Source organism: Oceanicaulis alexandrii DSM 11625 (assembly GCF_000420265.1).
Taxonomy (GTDB): domain Bacteria; phylum Pseudomonadota; class Alphaproteobacteria; order Caulobacterales; family Maricaulaceae; genus Oceanicaulis; species Oceanicaulis alexandrii.
Window position 1 is genome coordinate 1036553 of sequence record NZ_ATUP01000001.1, and the last position, 24465, is coordinate 1061017.

A 24465-nucleotide genomic window follows, 5' to 3' on the forward strand; every position below is an offset into this window, starting at 1 on the left:
CCCATGTCGTCCCGGATTGATGCACACGCACCGTCATTTGCGCCTGCGCGCGCTGCGGGCTCGATCAATCCGGTGCAGGTTTTCGTCCTGTCCGACATGAGCGCGATCAGCCTGTCCGGCATTGCGCTTCAGGCGCTGCACGCCGTGAACGGCGGCGTCGCAGCCCAAGGCGAACTGGCGATCTTCTTTCTCGCAGGCGTTCTGCTCATGGGCTGGTTCAACGCCCAGGGACACTATCGCAGCCGACAGCCGGTGATGGGGGTCGCAGGCTCGGTCCTCAAGGCGTGCGGCCTTGCCTGTCTGGCCCAGATCGCCGGCCTTTACGCCTATGGTGAGTTGGCGGGCGCTTGGCCCCTCATAGCGGCCTGGCTGTGCGTGCCGGTTCTGATTCTGGCGTTGCGGCTTGGCGTGCGCGCCTTGTTCACCGTCAGCGGCGGCTGGCTTCAGCCGGTCACAGTGCTCGCCCCCCAAGCGCTGACTCTCTCGCCCGACAGCGTCATCCGCTCCGAAGCGGGTCATGGTCTGCATGCCGAACGCAGCCTCGCGCTGGAGCCGTTCGCCCAGCTCAGCGACGCGGCGCTGCTTGAACAGATCGCACCGCTCGTCCAGCGCCCCGTCTTTCTGGCGCCGGACGCGGCGACGCAAGACATCGCCGCACGGCTGGCGCGGCTCCTGTCGGCAGCAGGCGCATCCTATTATTATCGCCCTGCCCTGGGCGCCATTTCCGGAGAATCCTTCGATCTGGTCCGCTTCCCGCCCGAAGACGGCGTCATCCTGTCGATGATCAATGCGCAGCACCGTCCCTTTGCTCAAATGGTCAAGCGCGGCTTTGACATCATCGCCTCGGCCTGCGCGCTGGCGTTTCTCAGCCCGGTCCTGGTCTTCATCATGGTCGCCATCCGCAAGGATGACGGGCCGGTGATGTTCAGCCAGCAACGCGTGGGCGCAGACGGCCGACCTTTCGGCTGTCTGAAATTCCGCACCATGGTGGTCAACGCCGAAGCGCGCCTGGCTGAAATACTGGAGAGCGACCCCGAACGCGAAGCGCAATGGCGCGCCTATCAGAAGCTCGACGATGATCCGCGCATCACACCGGTCGGCCGCCTGCTCCGCGTGACCAGCCTGGATGAGCTGCCCCAGCTGATCAATGTGCTCAAGGGCGATATGAGCCTTGTGGGGCCGCGTCCGATGACGCTGGATCAGCAAGAGTGTTATGGTCAGGCGATGCTGGATTATCAGCGCGTGCGTCCGGGCCTGACCGGCTTGTGGCAGGTCAATGGTCGCAACGACACCACGTTTGAAGAACGCGCCCGGCTTGATAGCCATTACGTCCAGAACTGGTCCTTGTGGCGCGACGTCGTGATCCTGGTGCGGACGGTCCGCGAGGTCTTGTTCAGTTCCGGGCGCTAAAGCGGCAGCCTTTCCAGAACGATCCGGTCCTGAAACTCGCCCGTACGCTGAGGGGTCGACCAATGTCCGGGCTCGACAGGCTCAGCCAGCCTCAACCCCGCCTGACGCATCCAGTCCTCAAACACGGCGCGCTCATAGCCGATCGCGCGTTCGGGTTCTCGCGGATCCGCCGCCCAGGCCCCGTCGCGAAACGGCTGCAACGCCAGAACCGCGCCTGACAGCTCCATGCCCGGCTCCACAATGAACCCGGTCAGGCACAAGCGCCCGCCCGGTTTCAGGACGCGACCGGCTTCCTTGAGATAGGCCGCGGCGTCTTCGGGGAGTAAATGGCTGAACAGTGAAATCGCAAGTGCGGCGTCGATGCTGGCGGTGTCGGCCGGAAAGCGATACCCGGTCGCCTTTTCGCCCGCGCCGCCATATTCGCGGCTTTGCACATCGGCCCGCACGAAGACGAAGTGCGCCTCGCCGGAGACATGATTGCGGGCGAAGCGAAGCGCCCGCTCGGACAAATCAAAACCGGTATAGCGCCCCTGCGCGTTCAGATATTCCGCAAGTCGAAACGCAATCCGTCCGGCGCCGCAGCCCATATCCAGCACATGGGCGGAGGGTGAAAGCCGGGCCGAACGTTGAAACCAGCTGAAATAGGCGTGACCGATCTGATGGAAGTCACCGCCGCCCACATTATGCCAGACCCGCCAGGGTCGCGGCTCGCCCGGCGCGCGCCAGCGGGCCGGCAAATCCCTGGCGTCGCTTGCAAGATTCCACAGGAAATTCACAAGAGGCCGCGGCAGGGTCTGATGCGTCCAGGTTTTGACCGCGTTTGCAGCGCCCATGCAGCCTTCCTCATTTTCAAACCGGTTTTATGGTGCTGTTATGATTGAGGACTAAAGCTGGTTCAAGATATCGACGTTTCATGACTGACCGGAGTGGCTCATGCAGATCTTTCTCGACACCGCCGAAATCGCCGAGATTGAAGCTCGCGCCAGCCTGATCGATGGGGTGACCACCAACCCGTCCCTGATCGCGAAATCCGGGGCTGGCGTGTTTGACCGCGTCAAGGAGATCGCCAAAGCGGTGTCTGGCCCGGTCAGCGCCGAAGTGGTGGCGTCAGATTATGACGGCATGCTGGAAGAAGGCCGCAAGCTGCGCGCCCTGGGCGACAATGTGGTGATCAAGCTGCCGCTGACGGCGGCCGGGCTTCAGGCCTGCCGCGAATTCCACGCCGAAGGCGTGCCCACCAATGTCACCTTGTGTTTCTCTTTGAGCCAGGCGCTGATGGCGGCCAAGGCCGGGGCGACCTTCATCTCTCCCTTTGTGGGCCGTATCGACGACGCCGGATCAGACGGGATCAACCTGCTTGAAGACATCCGGGCGATGTATGACCAGTACGGATTTGAAACCTCGATCCTCGCCGCCTCCCTGCGCCATCTCAAGCATGTGGAAGGGGCCGCCCTGGCCGGGTGTGACGCCGCGACCCTGCCGGTGAAAACCTTCGATCAGCTGATCAAGCACCCCCAGACGGATCTGGGACTGGACGCCTTCATGGCGGACTGGAAGGCCACAGGACGCGACGGGCTGGTCTAGCCCGCCGCCGTCATGCCCTAGCCCTGGATCAGGCGCGCGCGGATCGTGCCGTCGATAGCGCGAACGCGATCCAGGAAATCCGTCGGCAGATCGCCTTCAAGATCAGCGACCGCATAGCCCAGATCCCCTTCGGTTTGCAGGAACTGCGCGGCGACGTTGGCGCCCACCTGCTCGACCGCGTCATTCAAGCGCCGCAGGAAACCCGGACGGTTCTTGTGCGGGGCGAGAACGCGAGTGCGGCCCGGCTGAATGGGACCGGGATCCACATGGGGGAAGTTCACGGCAAACGTGGTCGACCCTTCATAGAGGTATCGCGCCAACTTGCCCGCTGCATCCAGACCAATGGCCTGCTGCGCTTCCAGCGTCGAGCCGCCGATATGAGGCGTCAGGATGACATTGGCGCACTGGGTGAGCGGGCTTTCAAAGCGCTCATCCTTGCTTTTGGGCTCCACGGGGAACACGTCCACCGCCGCGCCGGCGAGATGGCCTGAATTGAGCGCCGCCGCCAAGGCATCCACATCCACCAGGTCTCCACGGGCCTGATTGATCAGGAACGCACCGGGCTTCATCCGGGCGATCTCGGCCTCGCCGATCATGTTCTTGGTGCGGGCGGTGGAGGGCACATGCAAGGTGACCACGTCGCACTCAGACAGAAGACCGTCGAGCGTATCCATCGGGCGGGCATTGCCATGGGCCAGCTTGGGCGCGATGTCATAGTAATAGACATGCATGCCAAGCGCCGAGGCGAGCACAGAAAGCTGGGCGCCGATATTGCCGTACCCGATAATGCCGAGCTTCTTCTTGCGCACTTCATTGGCGCCGTCAGCGGTTTTCAGCCATTCGCCGCGCTGGATCGCGAACATTTTTTCGGGAATGCGCCGCATCAGCATGATCACTGACGCCAATGTCAGCTCCGCCACCGATCGGGTGTTGGCGAAAGGCGCGTTGAACACCGGCACGCCGCGCTCGGCGGCGGCGTTCAGATCCACCTGATTGGTGCCGATGCAGAAACAGCCGATGGCCTGAAGGTCCTTGGCCGCGTCCAGCAAGGCGGCGTCCACATGAGTGCGCGAACGAATACCCAGCACATGCGCGCTGGCGATCTCCGCCTCCAGCTGCGAACGATCGGGAGATCCCGACAAGCGCTTAACGGTGACCGGACCGGCAGTCTGCAGCGCGCTGTCAGCGTCCGGGTGCACGTTTTCAAGCAAAAGGGCGGTGTATTCAGGTGTATGGGCCATGAGGGCGTCCAATGATCATGTTGCGTTGCACCACTGTGCCTAAATGACCGGGCATTTCAATGCCGCGTTCGGGCATATCCTGATTTCATCCTGCGCCTCGCCTTGCCGCCACCCGCGCGCACGCGTATTTGGACGCCATACGCCGTCGATCAGACCGCCATCGCTTGAGGAGGCTTTCATGAAGACCCGCGCCGCAATTGCATTCGCCCCGAACAAACCGCTCGAAATCCATGAGGTGGACCTTGAAGGGCCGCGCGCCGGTGAAGTCCTGGTCGAGATCATGGCGACCGGCGTCTGCCATACCGATTCCTATACGCTCGACGGCAAGGACAGCGAAGGAATCTTCCCCTCCATTCTGGGCCATGAGGGGGCGGGTATCGTGCGCGAAATCGGCGAAGGCGTGACGAGTGTGAAGCCGGGCGATCATGTGATCCCGCTTTACACGCCCGAATGCCGCCAGTGCAAAAGCTGCCTCAGCCAGAAGACCAATCTGTGCACCTCGATCCGCTCCACCCAGGGCCAGGGCCTGATGCCGGACGGCACGTCGCGCTTCAGCCTGAATGGCGAAAAAATCCACCATTATATGGGCTGCTCGACCTTTTCGAACTTCACCGTCATGCCGGAGATCGCGCTGGCGAAAATCCGCGAAGACGCCCCCTTCGACAAGGTCTGCTATATCGGCTGCGGCGTCACCACAGGCGTGGGCGCGGTGATCTTCACCGCCGGCGTTGAGCCGGGCGCGAACGTCGCTGTGTTCGGCCTTGGAGGCATCGGCCTGAATGTCATCCAGGCCGCCCGCATGGTCGGCGCAGACAAGATCATCGGCATCGACATCAACCCTGCCAAGCGCGCCCATGCCGAGAAGTTCGGCATGACCGACTTCATCAATCCCAACGAGATCGGCATGGACAAGGTGGTCGAGGCCATTCTCGACATTTCCGGCGGCGGCGCGGATTACAGCTTTGACTGCACCGGCAATGTGAATGTCATGCGTCAGGCGCTGGAATGCTGCCATCGCGGCTGGGGCGAAAGCATCATCATCGGCGTGGCCGAGGCCGGGCAGGAAATCTCCACCCGCCCCTTCCAGCTGGTCACCGGCCGGGTCTGGAAAGGCTCCGCCTTTGGCGGCGCGCGTGGCCGCACCGATGTGCCGAAAATCGTCGACTGGTACATGGACGGCAAGATCGATATCGACAGCCTGATCACACACAAAATGCCGCTCGATGACATCAACACCGCCTTCGACCTGATGCATGCGGGCGAAAGCATCCGCTCGGTCGTGGAGTTCTGATCTGACGCTGTTCATCGATGCTGACGCCTGTCCGGTGAAGGACGAGGCGATCCGGGTGGCCGAACGCCATCGCACCGAGATCAAGCTGGTGTGCGATGGCGGCCTGCGCCGCCCGCAAAGCCAATGGGCGGAGCTGGTGATCGTGCCGGAAGGCGCGGACGCGGCGGATGACTGGATCGCGGAGCGGATCGGTCCGGGCGATATCTGCATCACCGGGGATATTCCCCTGGCCGACCGCTGCTTGAAGGCGGGCGGCAAGGCGATCGACCATCGCGGGACCGAGTTTGACGCCCACTCCATCGGGTCGAAACTCGCCATGCGCGACCTGATGACGGATCTGCGCAGCGCCGGAACCATGGAGGGCGGTGGCGGCAAGCCCTTCGGCCCCCGCGACCGGTCGAACTTTCTCAACGGGCTCGAACGCCTGTTTCAGGATCTCAAACGAGGACGGTAGGATTATGGAACTCAACTCAGAGACCCGCAGCTTTGGCGGACGCCAGCAAGTCTGGACCCATGACTCCAAAGAGACCGGCACGCAGATGACGTTCTCGCTCTACCTGCCGCCCGCCGCGGAAGACGGCCCGGTTCCGGTCGTGCTTTATCTGTCAGGCCTGACCTGCACCCACGCCAATGTCACCGACAAGGGCGGCTTCCAGCGCGTCTGCGCCGAGCTGGGCCTGGCGTTTCTGGCGCCCGACACCTCACCGCGCGGTCTCGATCTGCCCGGCGAGCATGACAGCTATGATTTCGGTTCTGGCGCAGGCTTTTATGTGGACGCCACGCAGGACCCGTGGGCCAAGCACTATCGTATGGAAAGCTATGTCACCGGCGAACTTCTGAAGGTCGTGGGCGAGGCCGCGCCTTGCCTCGATCTGGAAGACATCGCCATCACCGGCCATTCCATGGGCGGGCATGGCGCGCTGACCCTGGGCCTGAAGCGCCCCGACCTGTTCAAGGCGATCAGCGCCTTCGCGCCCATCAGCTCGCCGATCCATTGCCCCTGGGGTCAGAAAGCGCTCGGCGGGTATCTCGGCGACGATCTGAAGACCTGGCGCCGATACGACGCCTGCGCCCTCATTGAAGACGGCGCCCGGTGCGAGGCCGGCATTCTGGTGGATCAGGGTTTGAGCGATCAGTTCCTGTCTGAACAGCTGAAGCCGGAACTCTTGGAAGAAGCCTGCCGCAAGGCCGGCCAGCCGCTGACCCTGCACCGGCAGGACGGCTATGATCACAGCTATTTCTTCATCGCCACCTTCATGGAAGACCATTTGCGGTGGCTGGGCGAGCGTCTGTGATCAGACCTCGGGGATGATCTCTGCGAGCTGACCGCCCACGCGGATCGGCTCGCAGCGCACCGCCAGCCCCGTCGCGTCATCGGTCTCCACATAGAGCCCGCACACGGTCGCTTCGCCCGAGGCCGGGGTGAAGCGGCCCGAGCGCATATGGGTGACGAAGCGATTGATCGGCTCGTCCTTCACCATGCCTATGACGGAATCATAATCCCCGCACATGCCCGCATCGGTCTGATAGGCCGTGCCCTTGGGCAGGATGCGATGATCGGCGGTGGGCACATGGGTGTGGGTGCCGACCACCACGCTGGCGCGACCATCGCAATAATTGCCAAGCGCCACTTTCTCGCTCGTCGCCTCGCCATGCATGTCGACGATGATGGCGTCCGCCACGGCGCCCAGCGGGCAGGAATCGATTTCATGGCTGACCGAGGCGAACGGGTCTTCCAGCGGCTGCATGAACAGGCGCAGCATCACATTCATCACCAGCACCCGGCGGCCGTCCGGCAGGTCATAAAGCCCCGCCCCGCGCCCCGGCGCCGTGCCTTCACGATAGTTCACCGGGCGCAGAAGGCGCGGTTCGCGCTCAATGTGCGACAGGGTTTCAGACTGGTCCCAGGCGTGATTGCCAAGCGTCAGAACATCCGCGCCCGCGTCGTACATCTCGTTGGCGGTCTTTTCGGTGATGCCGAAACCGCCTGCCGCGTTCTCGGCGTTGACCACGACAAAATCGAGCTGGAGCTGCTTGCGCAGATCCGGCAACGCCTCGCACAGCCCGTCCCGGCCCGACTTGCCGACTACATCGCCAAAAAACGCAATACGCATGAAACCGCCTATCCTTGCTCAGGCGTGCGGATATAGGCGAAGCGAGCCTGTTAGGCCAGCGGTGCTATGTTAACTCCAGCCGCCCGCCTTACAGTTTATATCTTATTAACCAGACTCATGCTGGCGATTCGAATCAATTACGAGTCCAGAATTAATTTATTGATATATATAGAAAAAATACCGTCGACCACTTAAGCACGGTTTGACAAGCAAATAAATTACTCGACCCAAATAGGAACGTATTTAGCATTTTTCTTAGGCTGGTCGTCAGCTAGCGGCCGGATTAAACGAGCCTCAACAGCTTCCGCAATAAGGCGTGAAACTTGTGATATTTGGCTGTCTGACAATCCCAAACGCTTTCTCAAACTCATATTCGTAAGATATTCAGACGCCTCCCACCTGAGACATGCATGCTGATAGCATGCCCTCAAGCGGTCGTGGCTCGTCATCTTCGCATATGCTTTCTTACAATAGATTGTAACGACCGTTGCACCCTCAACGACTTGAAACATGGGTGCCGGCAAGTATGATTTTTCAATAGAAACTAACGCCCTATCAACCCCAGAACCTCTATTTTCGCATAGCTTCGCCAGCCTCATCATGTCCGCTAAAGATTCGTTTCTTGATTTCGGAGGAGCGTCTATGAATCTATCAGTATTAATAAGAGGAACGCCTGGGTTTGTTATTACAAGCCTATCCTCAAAAATTTCTATTGTTGGCCTAGAACCTGATTCTGAAAAATCTTGATGAACCAAGGCATTAGCCAAGAATTCACGCACAGCCAACTCAGGTATTGCGTGCTTAACCCTCCTAACCCCATGCTTCATCTCTTCTTCGTGAGGCAACCTCTGCATAATCGCCGACAATAACCGTGGAAAGGCAATCGCATATCCACGAGCACCTATAACATCATCCTCTGCAACTAATTTATTTTTACCCTTATACTTAATTAGACGAGGCGTTTTTCCTTTCAATGCAGGAAACTGCTTAACGTTTTTCGCGGCAAGCAATGCGAAAAGATTAGTGACACTAAAGCCACCCTCAATATCTTCGGATATCAAATCCAAACCGACAAGATAATCAATATAAGCCTCATGAGAGGCTCTCACGCAGTCCAACATTGAACAAAATGATTCGACATCGAATAAATTGAATATCTCAGCGATAGAAAGGTTGCCACAACAAACACTACCTTCGAAACTATATCTTGAAGTAGCGGACCAGAGGCTTCGTTCTCTTTCTGGATATGTCGATAGCGGAGATAGGGACTCTCCAATTCTGATATAGGATTTGCCATTATACTGAACAGGGCTCAGCATTTCAGCATCTATCACTACGACTTCAACACGTAGCTCATCAAACCAGGCTGTACAGAATTCAATATTTAATCTAGGCCGAATTACCTTTGAAAGCCACTTTTTGAGTGGTTCCGAACCCTGTGTCTCAGAACTAAGATCTACAGAGGTGCCTACAATTTCAAGTGTCTTATCCTTGATCCCATAGAGTATGTACGCGTGACGCTTCTGCGCCAACATAGCCGAATTGGCCAATCCAGAAATATACTTAGCCAAAGAGTCTGCAGAAAAGTTATTCTCTTTAAATTCCAACCATTCATTCTCCTTGCCTTTCTCAAGCAAGTTGGAAACAAGTCGGGATGGGTCAGTAACAAGCATGGCACGCTCAGATAGAAGCTATCTTAGTAAAGTAGCTTCTAAAGCCTCAGCCTACAAACGACTTCTCGACCACATATTGGGCCGGGCGCGCGTTGGAGCCTTCTTTCAGACCCGCGCGGTCACACCGCTCCTTGCACGAATTGAGCATCTCCATGGAGCCGCAGATCATCACCCGATCGGTGTCGGGGTTGAGCGGCGGGACGCCCAGCTCGTCATAGATGACGCCGTCATCCATCAGCTGGGTGATGCGGCCCTTGCGCTCGAACTCCTCGCGCGTGACGGACGGGTAGTAGACCAGCTTGTCGCCGACAAACTCGCCCACCAGCGGGTCTTCGCGCACAGCGTCCACCAGCTCCTTGCCATAGGTCAGCTCGGCGACCTCGCGGCAGGTATGGGTCAGGATCACCTGATCAAAGCGCTCATAGGTCTCCGGGTCCCGGATCACCGACGCGAAGGGCGCGATGCCGGTGCCGGTTGAGAGGAGATAGAGCCGCTTGCCCGGCTCCAGCGCATCGAGCACCAGCGTGCCGACAGACTTCTTTCCCATCAGGATTTTATCGCCGGGCTTTATATGCTGCAGCTGGCTGGTCAGCGGTCCGTCGGGCACCTTGATCGAATAAAAATCAAGCTCTTCATCCCAGGCCGGGCTGGCGATGGAATAGGCGCGCAAGAGCGGCTTGCCGTCGACCATCAGGCCGATCATCACAAATTCGCCCGAGCGGAAACGGAAGCTTTGCGGGCGGGTCACCCGGAATGAAAACAATCGGTCGGTATAATGCCGAACCGCAATAACGTCCTCTTCCGTAAACGCGCCCATCGTCGTCTCGCTTTGTGCAGTTGATAAGTGAGGGCGTTCTAGGCCGGAGCCGAGGTCTTGCCAATGGTTCGCGCTGCGGCGCGCGGTCACGCCCGTGACAGGCTGGCTCAGTCGCCGAATCCGGGATCACGGACCTTGTCGGACACCGGCAGCTGGCCAAAGACCGAATGCACGCCGGAGACATAATGGGGCTGGTTGTTATTGACCTGCCCGGGCAGGGTGAAGCTCCCCATATCCACGGTGGAGCCGCCGGCATAGCCCAGGCTCTCGACCGGGCCGAAGGCCGCCTCGATCTGCGCGATGCCTGCAGCATCCGCATAAGCGGCGTAGCCATTGGGATCAGTTTGCGCCGCCGGATCGCAGCCGGCTGCGGCGCGCGTATGCTCAGAGCCGCCCGCACACAACAACCCGCGCAAGGCCCCCGCCGTGCGTTCGCTGACGGCCGGGCCGGAATCCGGCGCCCAGCCCGCTTGTCCGCCTTCCGCCGTCAACACCTGTTGCGGCGCCGGTTCAGAGGGTCGCGAAAGGGCCGGCGTCGCAACCTCGGCCGGACGCTGGGGCGCAGGAACAGGTTCTGCAGGCGATGCATCAGAAGTGAGCTCTGGCGCCTCTTGCAGCGGCTCCAGGACGGGTTGAGGCGCCACAATCTCCTCCGGCTCCACAACAGGCACGGGCTCGACTTCGGGGACCGTCACCATGGTCAGATGGATCGTGCGATCCGGTAGCGGCTGCGGGTTCGGCGCATGCAACAGATACAATGCCGCAGCGCCCAACCCCAGATGCAAGGCCGCCGCCACGGCGCCCGACGCCCATTTCAGCACAGTCGGGCTGATTTCGCCGGTCAGTTTCGACATGGAAACCGCCGCAAACGATGGGGAGGCGAGCGCGTTCATTCATTCCGCCGCTTGGTTTTGGACCGCAAGTCAGACAGCAGGGCGGCTTGGGGTCAATGGCGTGAACGCCAGCTTGCCGCTTTGTAATGCGGTTCAGGGGGCGATCTGGTGCGCGCCCTGCTCCGTGACGACCCAATCGAGACGCATGTCGTGCGCCTCGGCGGGAACTTTGGCCAGCCTTTGGGCGGCATAGGCCAGCCCGACGACGGTCAAGGGACCCGATTGTCTGAGCTTTTCCAGCGTGCGGTCATAAAACCCGCCGCCATAACCCAGCCGCCGCCCCTTAAGGTCAAATCCGACGAGGGGCACAAGGATGAGGCTCGGGTTCAGTTCAGCATGGTCCGCTCCCGGTTGCCGCGTCCCGAACGGTCCGGGCTCCAAAGGCTGGTCGAGCGTCCAGCTTCGAAAGGTCAGGGGCTGATCCTTGCCTACGACACAGGGCAGGGCGATGCGCGCCTGCTCCAGCGCGAAGGTCTCAAGCAAGGTCTGAGGGTCGATCTCGTCGCCGATCGCGGCATACCCCGCCACCACTTGCCGAACCTTCGGCCAAAGGCTGTCGGGGAAGTGTTCGACCAGCCTGCGCCCGGCGTCGGGCTCTTTGGCGTAGGACGCCGCCCGCGCGGCCCGCGCCGCGCGCCTGGCGTTTGTCTTGCGCCAGGCCGTCAGCATGAAAGGTGGAAAGGCAAGGTGGCGGCGCCAATTCCGCCGGTGGTCGTTTTCCAACCCTGATGACCCGGTAAACCAGGTGGGCGCCGCTTAGATAGGACCACGGTCCAGTCCAGAGGCAGCTCCCTCTCAGAGATGTAAGGTCCTCGGGATGTTAAGACCTGTCGAACGGTCCAGCTACCGCCGCTGATATAGATGGGGTCGCGGGGCCTCGCGCTCAAGCGCTTTCTCCATCAGACGGCTCCGGTGACGCAGTCATGGCATCGGTCGCCGCCTGGACGCCGGTCATGGATTCGAGCTGTTCCGCTGCACTTATGAGGGCTTCCGCAGCCCGCGCCCGGTCCGCACGACGGCGGGCGTCAGCCTGAGACACCTTCCCTTTGAGGTCCAGAACCGTGTCTTCCAGCTCATCGACCTTGCCCCGGGCCTCGCGCATCTCATCGGTCACGATCAGGGCCGCCATCAACAGCAGGCGAACATCGCCGATCTGTCCCACCTTGTTCGCCAGATCGCGCACATGGGTGTCCAGATGTCCGGCCAGCTCCCGCAGATAGGCCTGCTGGCCCTCTTCGCAGCCGATGGTGAAGGCGCGCCCGTTCAGGGAGATGGTGACCTTGCTCACGCTGTCTCCTCTGCATCGTCGCTCGCGGCGAGCAGGGTTTGAAGGTCGCTCATGGCCGCGTCGAGCGCCTGTGCGGCGTCGGTCGCAGCAGCCTGGAGTTCGTCTTCACGCGCTTGCGCCTCATCCAGCGCTGCAGCCAGGCGGGCGCGGTCATCATCGAGATCACGCGCCGCTTCCACATCGCCAGCAGCCGCGCTCAAGCGCAGCTGGTAGTCATCCAGACGCGCGCCCACGCGGGACACGGCCCGATTCAGCCGGTCGACGGCATCAGCCAACGGATCGTCGGCGGCAGGGGGTTCAGGCGCACTCATGCCCTTAAAATCCGCCTTTAACGGCAAAAGTTCAAGCAGTGTGACAGGGCGAGCCTGAAAGAATCTCTGCGCCCGGCCTTCAGCTCAGCTTCAACTGCGCCAACATGTCTGACAAACGGGCCCGGACGACCTCGCGCGAGGTCTCCCGGCGGGCGAACTCCACGCCGGCCTGACGCACGTCATTCCAACGGTTTTCATCGTCAAGCATGGCGAGGATATGGCGCACGAAGCCTTTTGCGTCCTCAGAGACCAGAACATCGACCCCCGGGGTCAATCCCATGCCCTCCGCCCCGATCGGCGTTGTTATGCAAGGCGTGCCCAGCGCCAGGCTGGCTGCAACCTTGCCCTTCGCGCCCGCGCCATAGCGCAGCGGCGCGACCGAGGCGCGGACCTCACTGAAGAAGATGTCGACTGTTTCGACAAAGCCCAACACCTTTACGCCATTCTTGCCATCCAGCGCCTTGAAGCGATCGGGCATCTTGCTGCCCGCCAGGACAAAGCGCGCATCCGGCTTCTGGGCGCGCACCTCGGGCCAGACGTCTGACAAGAACCAGTCGACAGCGTCCACATTCGGCGGATGTCCAAACCCGCCGAGAAAGCCGATACCTTCGCGGCGATGAAAGCCCGCTGCGATGGGCTCAGGGTCATAGATCAGGGGCAATTTGAACGCGGGCGTTTCCGGCGCCTCTTCATCCAGCAACGCGATTTCGGTGTCCGAATGCGGCAGCACCGCATCCGCTGCACGAATGATCGCCAACTCTCGAAGCTTGGTCTGCGCCGCGGAGTCCTGGGCCAGCGCATCATCGGCCAGTTCAGCCTCCCGATGCTCGCGCAGGAAATGCAAATCCGCGGGCATGAAGGCGATTTTCGCCTGCGGCGCGTGAGTGCGCAAAGCGCCCATCACGCGCTCGGCGGCGGCGAAGCGGTGCACGATGACCAGATCAAACTCTGCCCCCCGCGCCGTGATGAACGGTTCGAAGCGCGAATAAAACGGGTGATAGATCGTCTCGACGCCCATCGCCTGCAACGGTGCGGAATACGCCTTGGTCCACAGGAAATTATCGACCGGGACGAAGGTCACCTTATAGCCCAGCGCCTGCAGAGCCCGCATCGTCTCCACCGCCACCAGCGACCCGGCGTCGTGCTGGGGTTCGGGCGTCGTCATGTCGATGAACAGCACACGCTTTGTGACGCCGCGCTCTTTCTCGCGCTCGGGCTGCTGCCCGTTGGGACGGTGCGCCGCCAGCACGTCCGACCAGCGGTCGCGCAATTGTTCGAGGTTTTTCACCTGATACGCCTTGGCCCCGGACGCGAGATCCGTGCCCGAGCTCACCCCTTCGAAATGGATCAGCATGGAACGGGGCTGAAAGACGGTGCGCAGCCCTTCGGCGCGCACGCGGAACGCCAGGTCCGCATCCTCGGCATACGCCGGGCGGAAGATATCATCAAAACCGCCCAGTTTTTCCCACAAACCCCGGGGCAATGCGATGGAAGCCCCGGAAATGTAATCCACGTCCCGGGCATAGCTGAACTCTGGACGTCGGGGGTGGTCAAACCGGCCCAGATTCCAGGCCGAACCGTCCTGCCAGAATATCCCGCCCGCTTCCTGCAACCGGCCGTCAGGATAGATCAGCTTGGAGCCGACCAGACCGACCTTGGGATCACCGTCCAGCGTCTCCACCAGCGTATCCAGCCAGTCGGGCAGCACCAGCGTGTCATTATTGAGCATCAGCACATGCCGGCCACGGGCCTGTTCCGCGGTCAGATTGCAATTGCCGACAAAACCCTGATTGGTCTCGTGGCGCACCCAGCGCACATGATCCATCGGCACGTTGGCCGCCGCCAGAGTGCCGTCTGTGGACTGGTCATCGCCCACCAGAATTTCAAAGCTCGCATGCGGATTGCTGGCGAAGACGCTCTCGATGCAGGCCAGCGTATAGGAAATCTGATTATAGGCCGGGATAATGATGGAGACGTCAGGCGAGGATGCGACAGGCCGCTTGGCTGCGACCTTCGCCAAACGCTCCGCCAGCTTGCGCGCGGCGTCATCGCCCACCACGGTCTTGATCGGCGGCTGGCCTTCTGACTGAAAGGCGAGATCGTATCGGCTGATCAGCTCCGGAATATAGCTCGCGGCATCTCCAAACTCTTCGGTCAGCATGCTGTTGAGCGTTTTTATCTGTGACCGGTTTGAGGGTGCGGACGCGCCGCTTTCTGGCGCGCGCGAAGCATCAAGCTGAGACGCCAGCTGAGACGCTTTGCGAGCGCGCAGCCGCGCGCCGATCTGCCCGGTCGCCGTCCACCAGGCAGCCTTCAGCCCCCGGCGGATGAGATTCCGGACGCCCGGAAGGCGCGTCATCACAGCCCGCACGGGCGTAGTGGCTTTCCAGATCGAGCTGTCCTCGATGGCTTTCAGACGCACGGCTTCCGCACGCAAGGCCCGGCGTTCGGAATCAGCCGCCACATAATCCGCCTGGGTTTTCTGAAGCTCGTTCTCCAGCGATTGCGCGTGATCTTGATAAGCGTGAACAGAGTCTTCGAGCGCTATAAATTCAGTAGTGAGCACTTGCAGTTCATCGCGCGCCTGCTGCACTTCATGATTGGATTGCTCCAACTCGGTTTTAATCTTTTCCGCCAAGGCAGAGGCTGAAGTGAACGCCTCGCGAGCCGCATCTCGTTCATTAGCGAGGCGTGCCGTTTGAACTTCGAACGCTTCGCGAGCGGCATCCCGCTCTTTGGAAAGACGCGTTTTTTCCTGCTCTAAAGTCTCGCGAGCGGCATCCAGCTCCTTTAGCAGACCTTGCTCGGTCGCCTTCTGATCATTGCGAGCCTTATCGCGCTCACGCTCAACTTTTGCGACCTGTTTGTGGCCTTCCGCGCGAACGCGCACAATGGAGGCCCGGCTCTGACCGGCCAGCCTCAGGACTTCGTCTTCCAACGCGCCTAGATCAGCCAAATGTGCTCCGGCCTCAGCCTCGCCATACAAGTCACTGATCGCATCGAGAACTTTCGTCATGTCGGTGCTGAAGACCGCATCCGACGCCGACCGGGGCTCTTTGAGGAATTCATCAATCCGTGCGCTGGCGTCCTGAGTGATCTTGAGCCCGTCAACCTCAAGCCCTTTGCGCACTGTCTCAATAACCGAACGCCAATCTTGGCGTAGCGCCGAGTAACTGACCACCACGCCGCCATCCGCCTGGAACGCCTTGAGCGCTTTCAAGCTATACCAGGCCCATAACAACCCCGCTTCATCGGCCGTGAATTTGTCACGGTGCGCCAGCGATTGCGCGACTTCCGCCGGGTCTCGATGGATCAGTACTTGCGCCGGCGCATAACCAGCGTGTTGCAGCGCCTGACGCCAGGTCGGCGCATAAAGCGTGCAGCGCGGATCCTTCACCGCAATCAGCTCATGACCGTCGCCGAACGCCGTCCGGATCGTGTCTGCAGCCGTCTTCACGGCTGTGCGCGGCAGCGCCCCATGGAGCGTATCGTCTTCCAGGAAGGGCGCATCCCAGGCTGCGTCCGCCTTCGCCAGCCAGGCGTCGTTGAGCGCGACCACATCGGTGGGCTCCCAATAGCCGGACTTGTTGTAGGCGTTCGCCGGCATCAGATCGCCCGGCAGATCCGCCCCCAGAAGGTTGAGGATGCGCGTAAGCGCCGAAGTCCCAGAGCGGTGCATGCCCAGAACCATGATCGCCGTTGAAGTGTTTTCCGTCATCTGTCCCGCCAGCGCCTTGTCATGACCACCTGTGTAGCCCTCATCGGGGCCGCCCCGTCAAGGCGGGAAGTGTGCGCTTGATTGCGTCTGGAGGGAAAAATGCTAAACACGCTGTCTTCGTGCAGATTACTGTTCGCCCCAGGCTCTTCCCGCATGACCACGTCACCGCCCCGGCCCGTTTTCATCATTGGCGCGCCGCGCTCGGGCACTTCGGTGATGACCTGGGCGCTCGGCCAGCATCCCGACATTCAGCCCATGCCGGAAACGGCCTGGATCGCGGCAGAAGCCGTGGCGAGCCTGCAATCGTTCAGACTGGGGTCTGAACGCGGAGAATTCTCTCATCTCTCCAATGTCCGGTTCCCCTTCGATGCGTTCCTGGAGCACAAGGGCCGTGCGATCGACGCCGTGGTTCATGACGCTTTCGCCAGACGGCTCATGGACAAGTATGGCGACGAAGGCCGCCCCAGCGCCGACCAACTCGCCGATCCTGAGTTCTTGCATATCCGTCTCGATCCAGATCACCCCAAGACACGCTGGGTGGACGGCGCGCCGATCAACACGTTCTACACCTGGGCGCTGGCCCGAATGTTCCCCGACGCGCAATTCCTGTTTCATCTGCGTGCGCCGCAGGGCGTCATCGCCTCGCTCGAAAAGTTTGATGTGGCCGGCGGCGTCGCCACCGAACACGAAGCGGCCGTGGCCATCTGGACGGAGCATGTGCGCGCCGCCTGGAACACAGAAAGAGCGCTCGGCCCTGACCGCGTCTTCCGCGTCGACTTTGACCGCCTGCAATCTGACCCGGAAGCGCTGATGGGTGACATCTGTGCGTTTCTGAATGAGCCATCATGCTCGGAGTGCGTCGCTTTCCTGAACCGCAGACTGAACTCTTCAGGAACGCATGAAACCGATATTCGCGACACGTTGGGCGCGCTTGCCGGCTTCAAGGAGGCGGCGGCGCTATACGACGCCATCACCGCGACCAGGACAGAGACTGCGGAAGGGCGCGAAGCAGGCGAGCAATATATCCAGAAGCGCTTTGAATCTCTCTCCGCGGACAGGCCGCTGCTGGGTGGGCGATCATGACGCCTGCTTCAAGCCCGAGGACGTCACCGCAGATCACCGTCATCATCGTCGCCTATAATAGCGGCGATTTTCTGCAGCCCTGCGTGGATGCGCTGGCGAAGCAGAGTTTTACAGATTTCGAGGCGGTGATCGTCGACAACGCCTCCACTGACGGCGCCGTGGAGACGCTGGACTTGCCGGACGCGCGTTTCCGCATCGACAGACCCGGCGCCAATCTGGGCTTTGCAGGCGGGAATAACCGCGCCGCACGCGAGTCCCGCGCGCCCTGGATCGCCTTGCTGAACCCGGACACCCGGGTCGCGCCAAACTGGCTGGACGCCCTGCTGGACGGCGCCCGGCGCTGGCCGGACTGTCCGGCGTTCGGCTCGACGCAACTTCGGTTGGATGACCCGGACATTCTCGATGGCGCCGGCGATGTCTGGTATGCGGGCGGTGTCGCCTGGCGGGCGCTGGAAGGCCGCCCCCTCAAAGACAATCCGCCTGCGGGCGAGACCTTCGCGCCCTGCGGCGCGGCCGCCTTCTATGACCGCGAGCGTTTTCTAGAGCTTGGCGGATTTGACGAAAGCTTCTTTTGCTATTGCGAAGATGTCGATTACGGATATCGCGTCCGCCTGACAGGACAGGTCTGCATCCAGCTCACGGACGCGATCGTCTATCACGCCGGCTCGGGGACTACCGGCAGGCATTCGGAATTCACTCTGTTTCACGGACATCGCAACCGGATCTGGGTGTTTTTCAAAAACACACCGACCGCGCTCCTGCCCGTGCTGACCCCGGTTCACCTGGCCATCAACCTTTATCTTTACCTGCGAGCCGACACAGAGCGGCGCGGTTATCTCAAACGCGCTTATGGCGCCGCCTGGCAGGGCTTGAGCGCGGTGATGCGGCAACGCAAGGGCTTGCGCGCCATCCGAACCGGATCCGTCTTATCCCTCATGCGCGCCATGATCTGGTCGCCCGTTCTGGTGACACGACGCGGCGCCAAGCTCACCGGGAAAGGCGAGCGCGTCTCCAGCCGTGATTAACTTTGCACAGCACACAGGCCGAGCGCGTTCAAACCGCTTTTCAGCCGTGCTATGGCCTAGGGGCGCTTTTGAACCGATCTGGAAAACCATGAACCGTTCCGCCGGGTACACGCTGATTGAAGTGCTTGTCATGCTCGCGGTGACGGCGATCCTAGCAGCGACGGTGCTGGAAACCGTCCGCGCCTCTGCGTCGAACGGCTTGCGGATCGAACAGGCCGCCCGGAACGCGTCTCAGGATTACATCACTCTGGCGGGCGTCCGCCGTACTGTGGAGAACACGCGCGCCGAATATACGAACGAACCCGGCGTGTTTGTTGGCGATGAAACCCAATTCAGCGCGCTGACGAGCCAGGCTCTCATGACAGACAGGCCTTATGCGCAGCGATATACGCTTCGTCTGATCAATGAGCCAGACGGCGTATCGCTCATGTATGAGGACCCGTCAGGAGACTTTCGAGTTTCATATTGGCCCAAGTCTCAGGGTCGTTTTTCTTACTATGGACCCGAGCTTGAACGGCAAGGCGGCTTTTTTGCGCGCGCTGGCGAGCCGACGGACAGGGTGTGGCGCTCTGAATGGCCGTTTCAGTCCGGTCTCCGCTCTCGATCTGATCAGTCCTACTTCCGGGCTTTGCCCTTAGCGATCCGCGCCGAAATTGAACTGCCGAATGGAGAGGCGCACATCATCGTTTTTCAAATCCAGGCAACCGCCCCGCCGACGCCACGGATTGAGGACGTGTTAGGCACTCTAGGACCATGACCACACGAAACGGATATGCGCTGCCATTAACGCTGGCAGCTATCATCGTGATCGCACTGGTCGCAGCGATTGCGGCTGAACAGGTTCGCAGTTCGACGCGCACCATCAGCGCGCTTTCAGATCAGATCCGATACCAGACCGCGCTCATTTCAGCCGAGCAAAGCCTGATCTATGAAATGCTGACAGAGCCGATGACGATTGATGGAGTCGCGATTGGCGCTCAAAGCGATGTCACACTGCTCGCTCTGGGCGCCAGCTCATCCAGACCAGATTCCTCTGTCGTGCGCGCTAACGGACATCCGTATCAAATCGGCCAGCCGACGCCTGTAATCATTCGGCTATACGATGATCAGACCTTTCTGAACGCGGCCAGCTCGGACCCAGCCTATGTCTCCGACATCCTCTCACTGTTTGGCATCCCCAGGACCAACCATTCCAGGTATGCGGCTGCGCTACGCGATTACCAGGATGAAGATGATCTGAGAACGCTCAGCGGCGCTGAAGCGTCAGATTATGATCAGCCGGGTCTGCCGACCAACAAACCCTTACGCGACGCCTTGGAGCTTTGTGCGATCAAGTACTGGGAGGCATCTCCCGTTTGTGACGATCCAGCCAGATTGCTGCTGACGATGCGCACCCGTAGAAGTGATCGGCTCAACCCCAGACTGACGTCTGAAGCGCTGCTGGGTATTTTGATGCCAGACGCCAGTGCTGAAGCCATCGCCGATGCGCATGCGAACTACGCCAACAGGACCTATACGCGCTTCGGGCAAATCGGCGCTGACGCGTTTGACATTATCCGTGACCCTCTGAGCAACATCAGCGCCCCGGGGCCGCTGTTGACGCTGGTCTCCCACACCCCGGATGCACGTGTGGCTCAGCGATCCGTTATTGAACTCACCCCGAACAGCCTGATCTCGCCCTTTGTGGTTCACAGCAAGTACGCTATTGGGGGAGATTATACGCAAAACATTTTGCGAATTGAGAGACTCGACGATGTCGCGCCGCTTCCCCAACCGACCTCAATCCGTACTGAGCGCTAGGCGCGGCGTCGAGCGCCGGGGCGGGCCCGTCGAACGCCTGGTCTTGGGCGAACGGGTCATCATCAGCCGTGCGCTTTGCCATTTCGAGACCATGAACGCCCTGCCCGGCGGGCAAAGCCTGCGCCGCTATGAAGCCGCCAAGCTTAGCGCGCGGGCGCGCACGCCAATCGCCGACCCAGCCTTCTATTTCGACTGGGGCAAGGATCAGATCGGGGTCTGGAGCTGGCCCAAGAGCCTCACGGCCGACCTGACCGATTTTGAAGGCGAAATCCTGCCCGAAACAGTCTTGCATCCGCCCTTGCAAGACGGAGCGCGCCTGATGGCGACGATTGACGGATATGAAGGCCAGGTCTGGAGCGAGGGCCAGCTGAAAGCGAGCCGGTGGTGGCCGAGCCAGCCTGGCGACGCGGACTGGGCCAGTTTCCTGCGCGTGACGCGTTCAACCGGCGCAGATCAGCACCGACCTGTCGCTGAAGACCTCATCCTGACCGACCGCCCCGCACACAGCCAACCTTACACAGCGCTTGTGGACAGGGTGAAATCCATCAGCCTGCGCGACATGACCGCCCTGGCCCTGCTCTGCATCGCCGTACCCGGTCTTTATTTGCTGGGACAATGGGCGCATTTGAGTCAGACGCGCGCCTCAGCCAGCGCCGAACTGTCCGCCCTGTCTGAAGAGACCGCTGAAATCGGTGAGGCGCGCCTGATAGCACAAACCGCATCCAACGAGCTGGCGCTGTACGCTCAGGCGCTCAATCGCCGTCATCCCGCCGAGCTGCTGGCCAGCGTCAGCGAGGAGCTCGCCCGCTTCTCCATACGGCTGGACGCCTTTGAGCAGAATGATGACCTTCTGTCGTTGACTCTGAACGCGGATGCCGATTTCGCTCCGGAAGCGTTGGTTCGTGCGATGGAGAATAACCCGCTTATGAACAGCGTCAGACTGGAACCAGGGCGAGGCACTGGAGAATGGCTTCTGACCGCCCAGCTGGAGAGCGCGCAATGATCCAGCGTATGCGTGACAGCCAATGGGGCAGGCAACTGCGCGAGCAAGCCACGCCCAGAGCCATGGCCGGCCTCGCGGCTCTTGTGATTATCCTCGCGGTCTGGGGCCTGGGCGAGCTGAGCGCCAATGTCTCAAGCCTGCGTCAGGATGTTGAAGAATTGCAGCGCGCTCAGCGCCTGGAGCTCAGCCTTCTCAGTGATCAGAACTGGCTTGAGCAAGCCGCGGACTTGCAAGCCCAACTGCAACAAACCCAGGCGGGTTTCTGGGAAGGCGACACCAACGGCATTGTCGCCGCTCAGTTACAAGGCGCGGTGGAACGTGCGGCCCGCAACGCCGAGCTGACCCGCGTTCGGGTCAATGTGGAATCAGCGCCAGACTCTTTGGGCGCGCAGGCGCAAACCTTCGAAGTCTCCCTGACGGCCCGGGATACGGATGGCCAATTCCTGGCGCTGTTTCAGGAACTCAGCCGAACCGAAAACCAGCTTGTGATCACACGCTTTGACTGGCGGCGCAGTAATGGAGCGCTCGATATCAGGTTGCAGGCCCCTGCACGTATCGGACCGCAGGAGGCCGCGTCATGACATCACGCTTTCGGTTGTTCGCCGCCGCCATCGCAGCTTGTCTCGCGCTCTTGGCGGGGCTGTTCAACGGTGTGGCCACAAATGGCCAAGCCCCGTCAGGACGCAATACAGGTCTGAACACCCCGCAACTCGCAGCCTCAGACGACGTTGATCGGTATGTCCAGTCGATTTACCAATCGGATCTGTTTCCAAATGCGCGGCTTCGGCCCGACGATGACGGAGCTGAGACTGCGAACGCAGCGCAAACCCTCGCAGAGCTTGAGCAATCATTGAATGACCCCTCCCTTTCCGCGCTTGTCAAACGGGAAGACGTCTGGCGGATCTTTCTTTATGGTGACGACGAGGGGGCGCAAGTGCGCGAGATCGGGGACCAGCTGGCGGACGGCTGGATCATTCAAAATATTGACTCGACTTCAGTCCTTCTGATCAAGGGCGAGCAATCTCGTCGTATTGAGGTTTTCAAGGCGGAGCCTGACACACAATGAACGCACATCGCATTTCACTCGCCTGCGCGACTGCGCTCTTTGCTGCAGGCTGTGCGACACAAGGCGGTCCGACTCGCCCTGAATGGCTTGTCCTGCCTGACGCGGCTTCGACCCAGGACGCGAACGAGACACGCAACACAACGCAACAGGAATTGGATAGCGGGGTCATTCCCGAGCAAACGGTTCCATCCGTCACACGGAACACCGTGCCATCGCTGCGCAATTCCGGCCGCAACGGCGATGTCTCATATCAAGATACGCCGCAACTGCCTGAAGCCTCGATCAACGTCACCTTGCCGCCACAGCCGCTGCCGGTCTTCATCAACACCATTTTCAGCGACATTCTGGAACAGCCTTTCAGTCTTGGCCCCAATGTGGCCGAGCGTCAGGAACTGATTTCGCTAAGAAGCGTCAATGATATGGCGCCTGCGACTTTCTTGGCGCTGATTGAACAAGCCCTGCAAGATTACGGACTGGGCGTAACCTATAACGACGGCCTCTTCCGTATTGTGGAACTCTCGGAGCTGCGCGCCCAGATGCCGCGTTTCATCCGCGCCCGCGCCCATGCCAATGTTCCGTCGGACTTGCGCCCTGTGGTCCAGTTCGTCGAATTGCAGGCGATCGACGCTGCAGACATGCAGCAAATCCTGCAGCAGGCTTTCCCTGACAGGGATGTCCTGACCATCAACAATAACCGCCTGTTGAACACGCTGACCCTCAGCGGACTGGCCGAAGACGTCAACGCCGCCATGTCCATTGTCCAGGAGATGGATGAATTGCGGTTCGCGGGCACGCAAGTGGTCACGGTCAGGGTTCGCAATTGGGACGCAGCAGAGCTGGCCGCGTCCATGAGCCAGATCATGACGCTTGAAGGCTATATGGTCGGGGTCGGCGTCACCGCGCCGCGAACACTGACCCTGCTGCCGCTCGACTTCACCAATCAGGTCATGATCTTCGCCGCCTCGCGCGATCTGGCGGACCGGGCGCTTGCGCTGGCTGTGCGCCTCGACCGCGAGGCCTTCAACGGTGAAGTGCGTTCCGCACATGTCTACCAGGCTCAGAATACAGAAGCGACCGCGCTTGCCGAAATCATTGCCGGCGTGATGGGCGCAACCGGCGCAGGCGGAACAGGCGGCGCACCTGAGGCTTCCTCTACAGAAGCCTCATCCGGTGAAAGCGGCGGCAACACCCGCTTTGAAAACATCACCGTGGATGAGCAAGGCAATCGCGTCATCTATTACGGAACGCAAGCCCAGTATGACGAATTCGTCAGCCTGGCGCGCCAGCTGGACACGCCAGTGCCTGAAGTGATGATCGAAGTCACCATCGCCGAAGTCACGCTGACCGACGATTCATCTTATGGCCTCGATGCGGTGTTTGACTCTGAAATCGCGCCGACTTTCAGCACGTCTCTGACCAGTAACGGCAGCTTCTCGGGCACGGTCCGTACGGGCCAGGTCACCCTGAACGCCAGCGCGACCGCCAATAACAGCCAGGTCAATGTGCTGTCGACGCCGCGCATCGTGGCCCGTTCGGGCACCGAAGCCACGGTCCAGGTCGGCAATGATGTGCCGATCATCACCACGCAACGCGCAGCGAACTCACAGTCCAGCGGCTCGACCGATGTGCTGCAGACCGTCCAGTACCGCAGCACAGGCGTGCTGTTGAGCGTTACCCCGCGGGTGTACTCAGGCAATCGTATTGATCTTGAGATTTCTCAGGAAACCAGCGCGGCGGAAGCCAACAACAACTCCGCCATATCCAGCCCGCTCATCTCCACCCGGTCGATGAATTCCCAACTGTCTTTGCAAGACGGCCAGACGGCGGTTCTGGGCGGCCTGATAGAAAACCGGTTCACGCGCGGCAATTCTGGTATCCCGCTGCTCAAGGACGTCCCGATCCTGGGCACGCCCTTCCGCAGTGAAACCCTGAACGCGACACGCACCATGCTGGTGGTTCTGGTCACGCCCTTCGTGCTCGACACCCGCAATGACCGCCAGCAGGTGGTCGACACCCTGGTGCGCGCCCTAAACGATAATTTCCATAACCAGACCCGCGCCAACGGCACGCTCTTGCCGCCCAGCGAACCCTTCCAGATTCGCGCCGCTGGGGGCGAAGCCGCGGATCAGGAAGCGGAACAAGACTAAG

At 60.9% G+C, this 24465-nt stretch carries 23 protein-coding genes and 1 other RNA gene; 13 read left to right on the top strand and 11 right to left on the bottom strand.

What is annotated here, in order from left to right; translation table 11 throughout:
- Positions 1–3: 3 nt before the first annotated feature.
- Entirely contained in the window at positions 4–1410 is a 1407-nt protein-coding gene (locus G405_RS16395) for an exopolysaccharide biosynthesis polyprenyl glycosylphosphotransferase (RefSeq protein ID WP_022700423.1), read from the top strand.
- On the opposite strand, the gene G405_RS16400 is transcribed toward G405_RS16395, so the two are convergent.
- Positions 1407–2243: a class I SAM-dependent methyltransferase gene (locus tag G405_RS16400; protein WP_022700424.1), complete on the bottom strand. Its 837-nt coding sequence runs from the start codon at positions 2241–2243 to the stop codon at positions 1407–1409. The genes G405_RS16395 and G405_RS16400 overlap by 4 nt on opposite strands.
- Positions 2244–2343: 100 nt before the next feature.
- On the opposite strand from G405_RS16400, the gene fsa reads away from it, so the two are divergent.
- A complete protein-coding gene (gene fsa / locus G405_RS0105075) occupies positions 2344–2994 on the top strand; it encodes a fructose-6-phosphate aldolase (RefSeq protein WP_022700425.1) in 651 nt (216 codons plus the stop codon).
- Positions 2995–3011: 17 nt separating this feature from the next.
- Here the strand turns inward: fsa and serA are convergent, their stop codons facing one another.
- Positions 3012–4235, bottom strand: a complete 1224-nt coding sequence (serA, locus tag G405_RS0105080) for a phosphoglycerate dehydrogenase (RefSeq protein WP_022700426.1) — start codon at positions 4233–4235, stop codon at positions 3012–3014.
- Between the two features lie 178 nt (positions 4236–4413).
- Here serA and G405_RS0105085 point away from each other — a divergent pair, with 178 nt between their 5' ends.
- Genes G405_RS0105085 through fghA form a run of 3 tightly spaced genes read left to right on the top strand, consistent with a single transcriptional unit; the run spans position 4414 to position 6821 of the window.
- Entirely contained in the window at positions 4414–5526 is a 1113-nt protein-coding gene (locus tag G405_RS0105085) for an S-(hydroxymethyl)glutathione dehydrogenase/class III alcohol dehydrogenase (protein ID WP_022700427.1), read from the top strand.
- Positions 5489–5980: a YaiI/YqxD family protein gene (locus G405_RS0105090; RefSeq protein WP_022700428.1), complete on the top strand. Its 492-nt coding sequence runs from the start codon at positions 5489–5491 to the stop codon at positions 5978–5980. Before G405_RS0105085 ends, G405_RS0105090 begins: the two co-directional genes overlap by 38 nt.
- A 4-nt stretch (positions 5981–5984) precedes the next feature.
- Entirely contained in the window at positions 5985–6821 is an 837-nt protein-coding gene (gene fghA, locus G405_RS0105095; protein WP_022700429.1) for an S-formylglutathione hydrolase, read from the top strand.
- On the opposite strand, the gene G405_RS0105100 is transcribed toward fghA, so the two are convergent.
- The 9 genes from G405_RS0105100 to G405_RS16405 all read right to left on the bottom strand — a co-directional run bounded on the left by G405_RS0105100 (position 6822) and on the right by G405_RS16405 (position 16340).
- Entirely contained in the window at positions 6822–7640 is an 819-nt protein-coding gene (locus G405_RS0105100; RefSeq protein ID WP_022700430.1) for a TIGR00282 family metallophosphoesterase, read from the bottom strand. It abuts the gene before it with no gap.
- A gap of 218 nt (positions 7641–7858) precedes the next feature.
- The gene (locus G405_RS16765) at positions 7859–9313 is read right to left on the bottom strand and encodes an ATP-binding protein (protein ID WP_084683412.1); all 1455 of its coding nucleotides are present in this window, start codon (positions 9311–9313) and stop codon (positions 7859–7861) included.
- Between the two features lie 46 nt (positions 9314–9359).
- Entirely contained in the window at positions 9360–10130 is a 771-nt protein-coding gene (locus G405_RS0105105; RefSeq protein WP_022700431.1) for a ferredoxin--NADP reductase, read from the bottom strand.
- Between the two features lie 107 nt (positions 10131–10237).
- Entirely contained in the window at positions 10238–10984 is a 747-nt protein-coding gene (locus G405_RS0105110) for a hypothetical protein (protein WP_022700432.1), read from the bottom strand.
- A 132-nt stretch (positions 10985–11116) separates the two neighbouring features.
- Complete coding sequence (locus tag G405_RS0105115) at positions 11117–11692, bottom strand: 5-formyltetrahydrofolate cyclo-ligase (RefSeq protein WP_022700433.1); 576 nt, start codon at positions 11690–11692, stop codon at positions 11117–11119.
- 20 nt (positions 11693–11712) lie between these two features.
- Positions 11713–11872: non-coding RNA, 6S RNA (gene ssrS / locus G405_RS16770), on the bottom strand.
- 34 nt (positions 11873–11906) lie between these two features.
- Positions 11907–12311, bottom strand: coding sequence for a cell division protein ZapA (locus G405_RS0105120; protein WP_022700434.1), 405 nt, complete (start codon positions 12309–12311; stop codon positions 11907–11909).
- On the bottom strand, positions 12308–12622 hold the full coding sequence (locus G405_RS15045) for a DUF4164 family protein (RefSeq protein ID WP_022700435.1): 315 nt from the start codon (positions 12620–12622) through the stop codon (positions 12308–12310). The genes G405_RS0105120 and G405_RS15045 overlap by 4 nt, the downstream gene beginning before the upstream one ends.
- A gap of 79 nt (positions 12623–12701) precedes the next feature.
- Entirely contained in the window at positions 12702–16340 is a 3639-nt protein-coding gene (locus G405_RS16405; RefSeq protein ID WP_022700436.1) for a glycosyltransferase, read from the bottom strand.
- 153 nt (positions 16341–16493) lie between these two features.
- Here G405_RS16405 and G405_RS0105135 point away from each other — a divergent pair, with 153 nt between their 5' ends.
- The 8 genes from G405_RS0105135 (at position 16494) to G405_RS0105170 (ending at position 24464) form a co-directional block, all read left to right on the top strand.
- On the top strand, positions 16494–17423 hold the full coding sequence (locus G405_RS0105135) for a sulfotransferase family protein (RefSeq protein ID WP_022700437.1): 930 nt from the start codon (positions 16494–16496) through the stop codon (positions 17421–17423).
- Positions 17420–18448, top strand: a complete 1029-nt coding sequence (locus G405_RS15055) for a glycosyltransferase family 2 protein (protein ID WP_022700438.1) — start codon at positions 17420–17422, stop codon at positions 18446–18448. Before G405_RS0105135 ends, G405_RS15055 begins: the two co-directional genes overlap by 4 nt.
- Positions 18449–18536: 88 nt before the next feature.
- On the top strand, positions 18537–19205 hold the full coding sequence (locus G405_RS15060; RefSeq protein WP_022700439.1) for a type II secretion system protein: 669 nt from the start codon (positions 18537–18539) through the stop codon (positions 19203–19205).
- Positions 19202–20248: a type II secretion system protein GspK gene (locus G405_RS0105150; RefSeq protein WP_022700440.1), complete on the top strand. Its 1047-nt coding sequence runs from the start codon at positions 19202–19204 to the stop codon at positions 20246–20248. The genes G405_RS15060 and G405_RS0105150 overlap by 4 nt, the downstream gene beginning before the upstream one ends.
- Positions 20202–21251, top strand: a complete 1050-nt coding sequence (locus tag G405_RS0105155) for a hypothetical protein (protein WP_156861370.1) — start codon at positions 20202–20204, stop codon at positions 21249–21251. The genes G405_RS0105150 and G405_RS0105155 overlap by 47 nt, the downstream gene beginning before the upstream one ends.
- Positions 21248–21832 (top strand): hypothetical protein, encoded by a 585-nt coding sequence (locus tag G405_RS0105160; RefSeq protein WP_028284550.1) that lies wholly within the window; start codon positions 21248–21250, stop codon positions 21830–21832. Before G405_RS0105155 ends, G405_RS0105160 begins: the two co-directional genes overlap by 4 nt.
- Entirely contained in the window at positions 21829–22317 is a 489-nt protein-coding gene (locus tag G405_RS0105165) for a hypothetical protein (protein ID WP_022700443.1), read from the top strand. The genes G405_RS0105160 and G405_RS0105165 overlap by 4 nt, the downstream gene beginning before the upstream one ends.
- Positions 22314–24464: a secretin N-terminal domain-containing protein gene (locus G405_RS0105170; protein WP_084683414.1), complete on the top strand. Its 2151-nt coding sequence runs from the start codon at positions 22314–22316 to the stop codon at positions 24462–24464. The genes G405_RS0105165 and G405_RS0105170 overlap by 4 nt, the downstream gene beginning before the upstream one ends.
- Position 24465 lies beyond the last annotated feature (1 nt).

Excerpts from the sequence above, each read along its gene's own strand:
- G405_RS0105155 (WP_156861370.1), top strand. The coding sequence starts at position 20,202 with ATGTCGCGCCGCTTCCCCAACCGACCTCAATCCGTACTGAGCGCTAGG.
- G405_RS16400 (WP_022700424.1), bottom strand. The coding sequence starts at position 2,243 with ATGGGCGCTGCAAACGCGGTCAAAACCTGGACGCATCAGACCCTGCCG.
- G405_RS15060 (WP_022700439.1), top strand. The coding sequence starts at position 18,537 with ATGAACCGTTCCGCCGGGTACACGCTGATTGAAGTGCTTGTCATGCTC.
- G405_RS15045 (WP_022700435.1), bottom strand. The coding sequence starts at position 12,622 with ATGAGTGCGCCTGAACCCCCTGCCGCCGACGATCCGTTGGCTGATGCC.
- G405_RS16765 (WP_084683412.1), bottom strand. The coding sequence starts at position 9,313 with ATGCTTGTTACTGACCCATCCCGACTTGTTTCCAACTTGCTTGAGAAA.
- G405_RS0105100 (WP_022700430.1), bottom strand. The coding sequence starts at position 7,640 with ATGCGTATTGCGTTTTTTGGCGATGTAGTCGGCAAGTCGGGCCGGGAC.
- G405_RS0105110 (WP_022700432.1), bottom strand. The coding sequence starts at position 10,984 with ATGTCGAAACTGACCGGCGAAATCAGCCCGACTGTGCTGAAATGGGCG.
- G405_RS16395 (WP_022700423.1), top strand. The coding sequence starts at position 4 with ATGTCGTCCCGGATTGATGCACACGCACCGTCATTTGCGCCTGCGCGC.
- G405_RS0105105 (WP_022700431.1), bottom strand. The coding sequence starts at position 10,130 with ATGGGCGCGTTTACGGAAGAGGACGTTATTGCGGTTCGGCATTATACC.
- G405_RS0105115 (WP_022700433.1), bottom strand. The coding sequence starts at position 11,692 with ATGCTGACGGCCTGGCGCAAGACAAACGCCAGGCGCGCGGCGCGGGCC.
- G405_RS0105135 (WP_022700437.1), top strand. The coding sequence starts at position 16,494 with ATGACCACGTCACCGCCCCGGCCCGTTTTCATCATTGGCGCGCCGCGC.
- serA (WP_022700426.1), bottom strand. The coding sequence starts at position 4,235 with ATGGCCCATACACCTGAATACACCGCCCTTTTGCTTGAAAACGTGCAC.
- G405_RS0105160 (WP_028284550.1), top strand. The coding sequence starts at position 21,248 with ATGATCCAGCGTATGCGTGACAGCCAATGGGGCAGGCAACTGCGCGAG.
- fghA (WP_022700429.1), top strand. The coding sequence starts at position 5,985 with ATGGAACTCAACTCAGAGACCCGCAGCTTTGGCGGACGCCAGCAAGTC.
- G405_RS0105165 (WP_022700443.1), top strand. The coding sequence starts at position 21,829 with ATGACATCACGCTTTCGGTTGTTCGCCGCCGCCATCGCAGCTTGTCTC.
- G405_RS16405 (WP_022700436.1), bottom strand. The coding sequence starts at position 16,340 with ATGACGGAAAACACTTCAACGGCGATCATGGTTCTGGGCATGCACCGC.
- G405_RS0105085 (WP_022700427.1), top strand. The coding sequence starts at position 4,414 with ATGAAGACCCGCGCCGCAATTGCATTCGCCCCGAACAAACCGCTCGAA.
- G405_RS0105090 (WP_022700428.1), top strand. The coding sequence starts at position 5,489 with ATGCGGGCGAAAGCATCCGCTCGGTCGTGGAGTTCTGATCTGACGCTG.
- fsa (WP_022700425.1), top strand. The coding sequence starts at position 2,344 with ATGCAGATCTTTCTCGACACCGCCGAAATCGCCGAGATTGAAGCTCGC.
- G405_RS0105170 (WP_084683414.1), top strand. The coding sequence starts at position 22,314 with ATGAACGCACATCGCATTTCACTCGCCTGCGCGACTGCGCTCTTTGCT.
- G405_RS15055 (WP_022700438.1), top strand. The coding sequence starts at position 17,420 with ATGACGCCTGCTTCAAGCCCGAGGACGTCACCGCAGATCACCGTCATC.
- G405_RS0105150 (WP_022700440.1), top strand. The coding sequence starts at position 19,202 with ATGACCACACGAAACGGATATGCGCTGCCATTAACGCTGGCAGCTATC.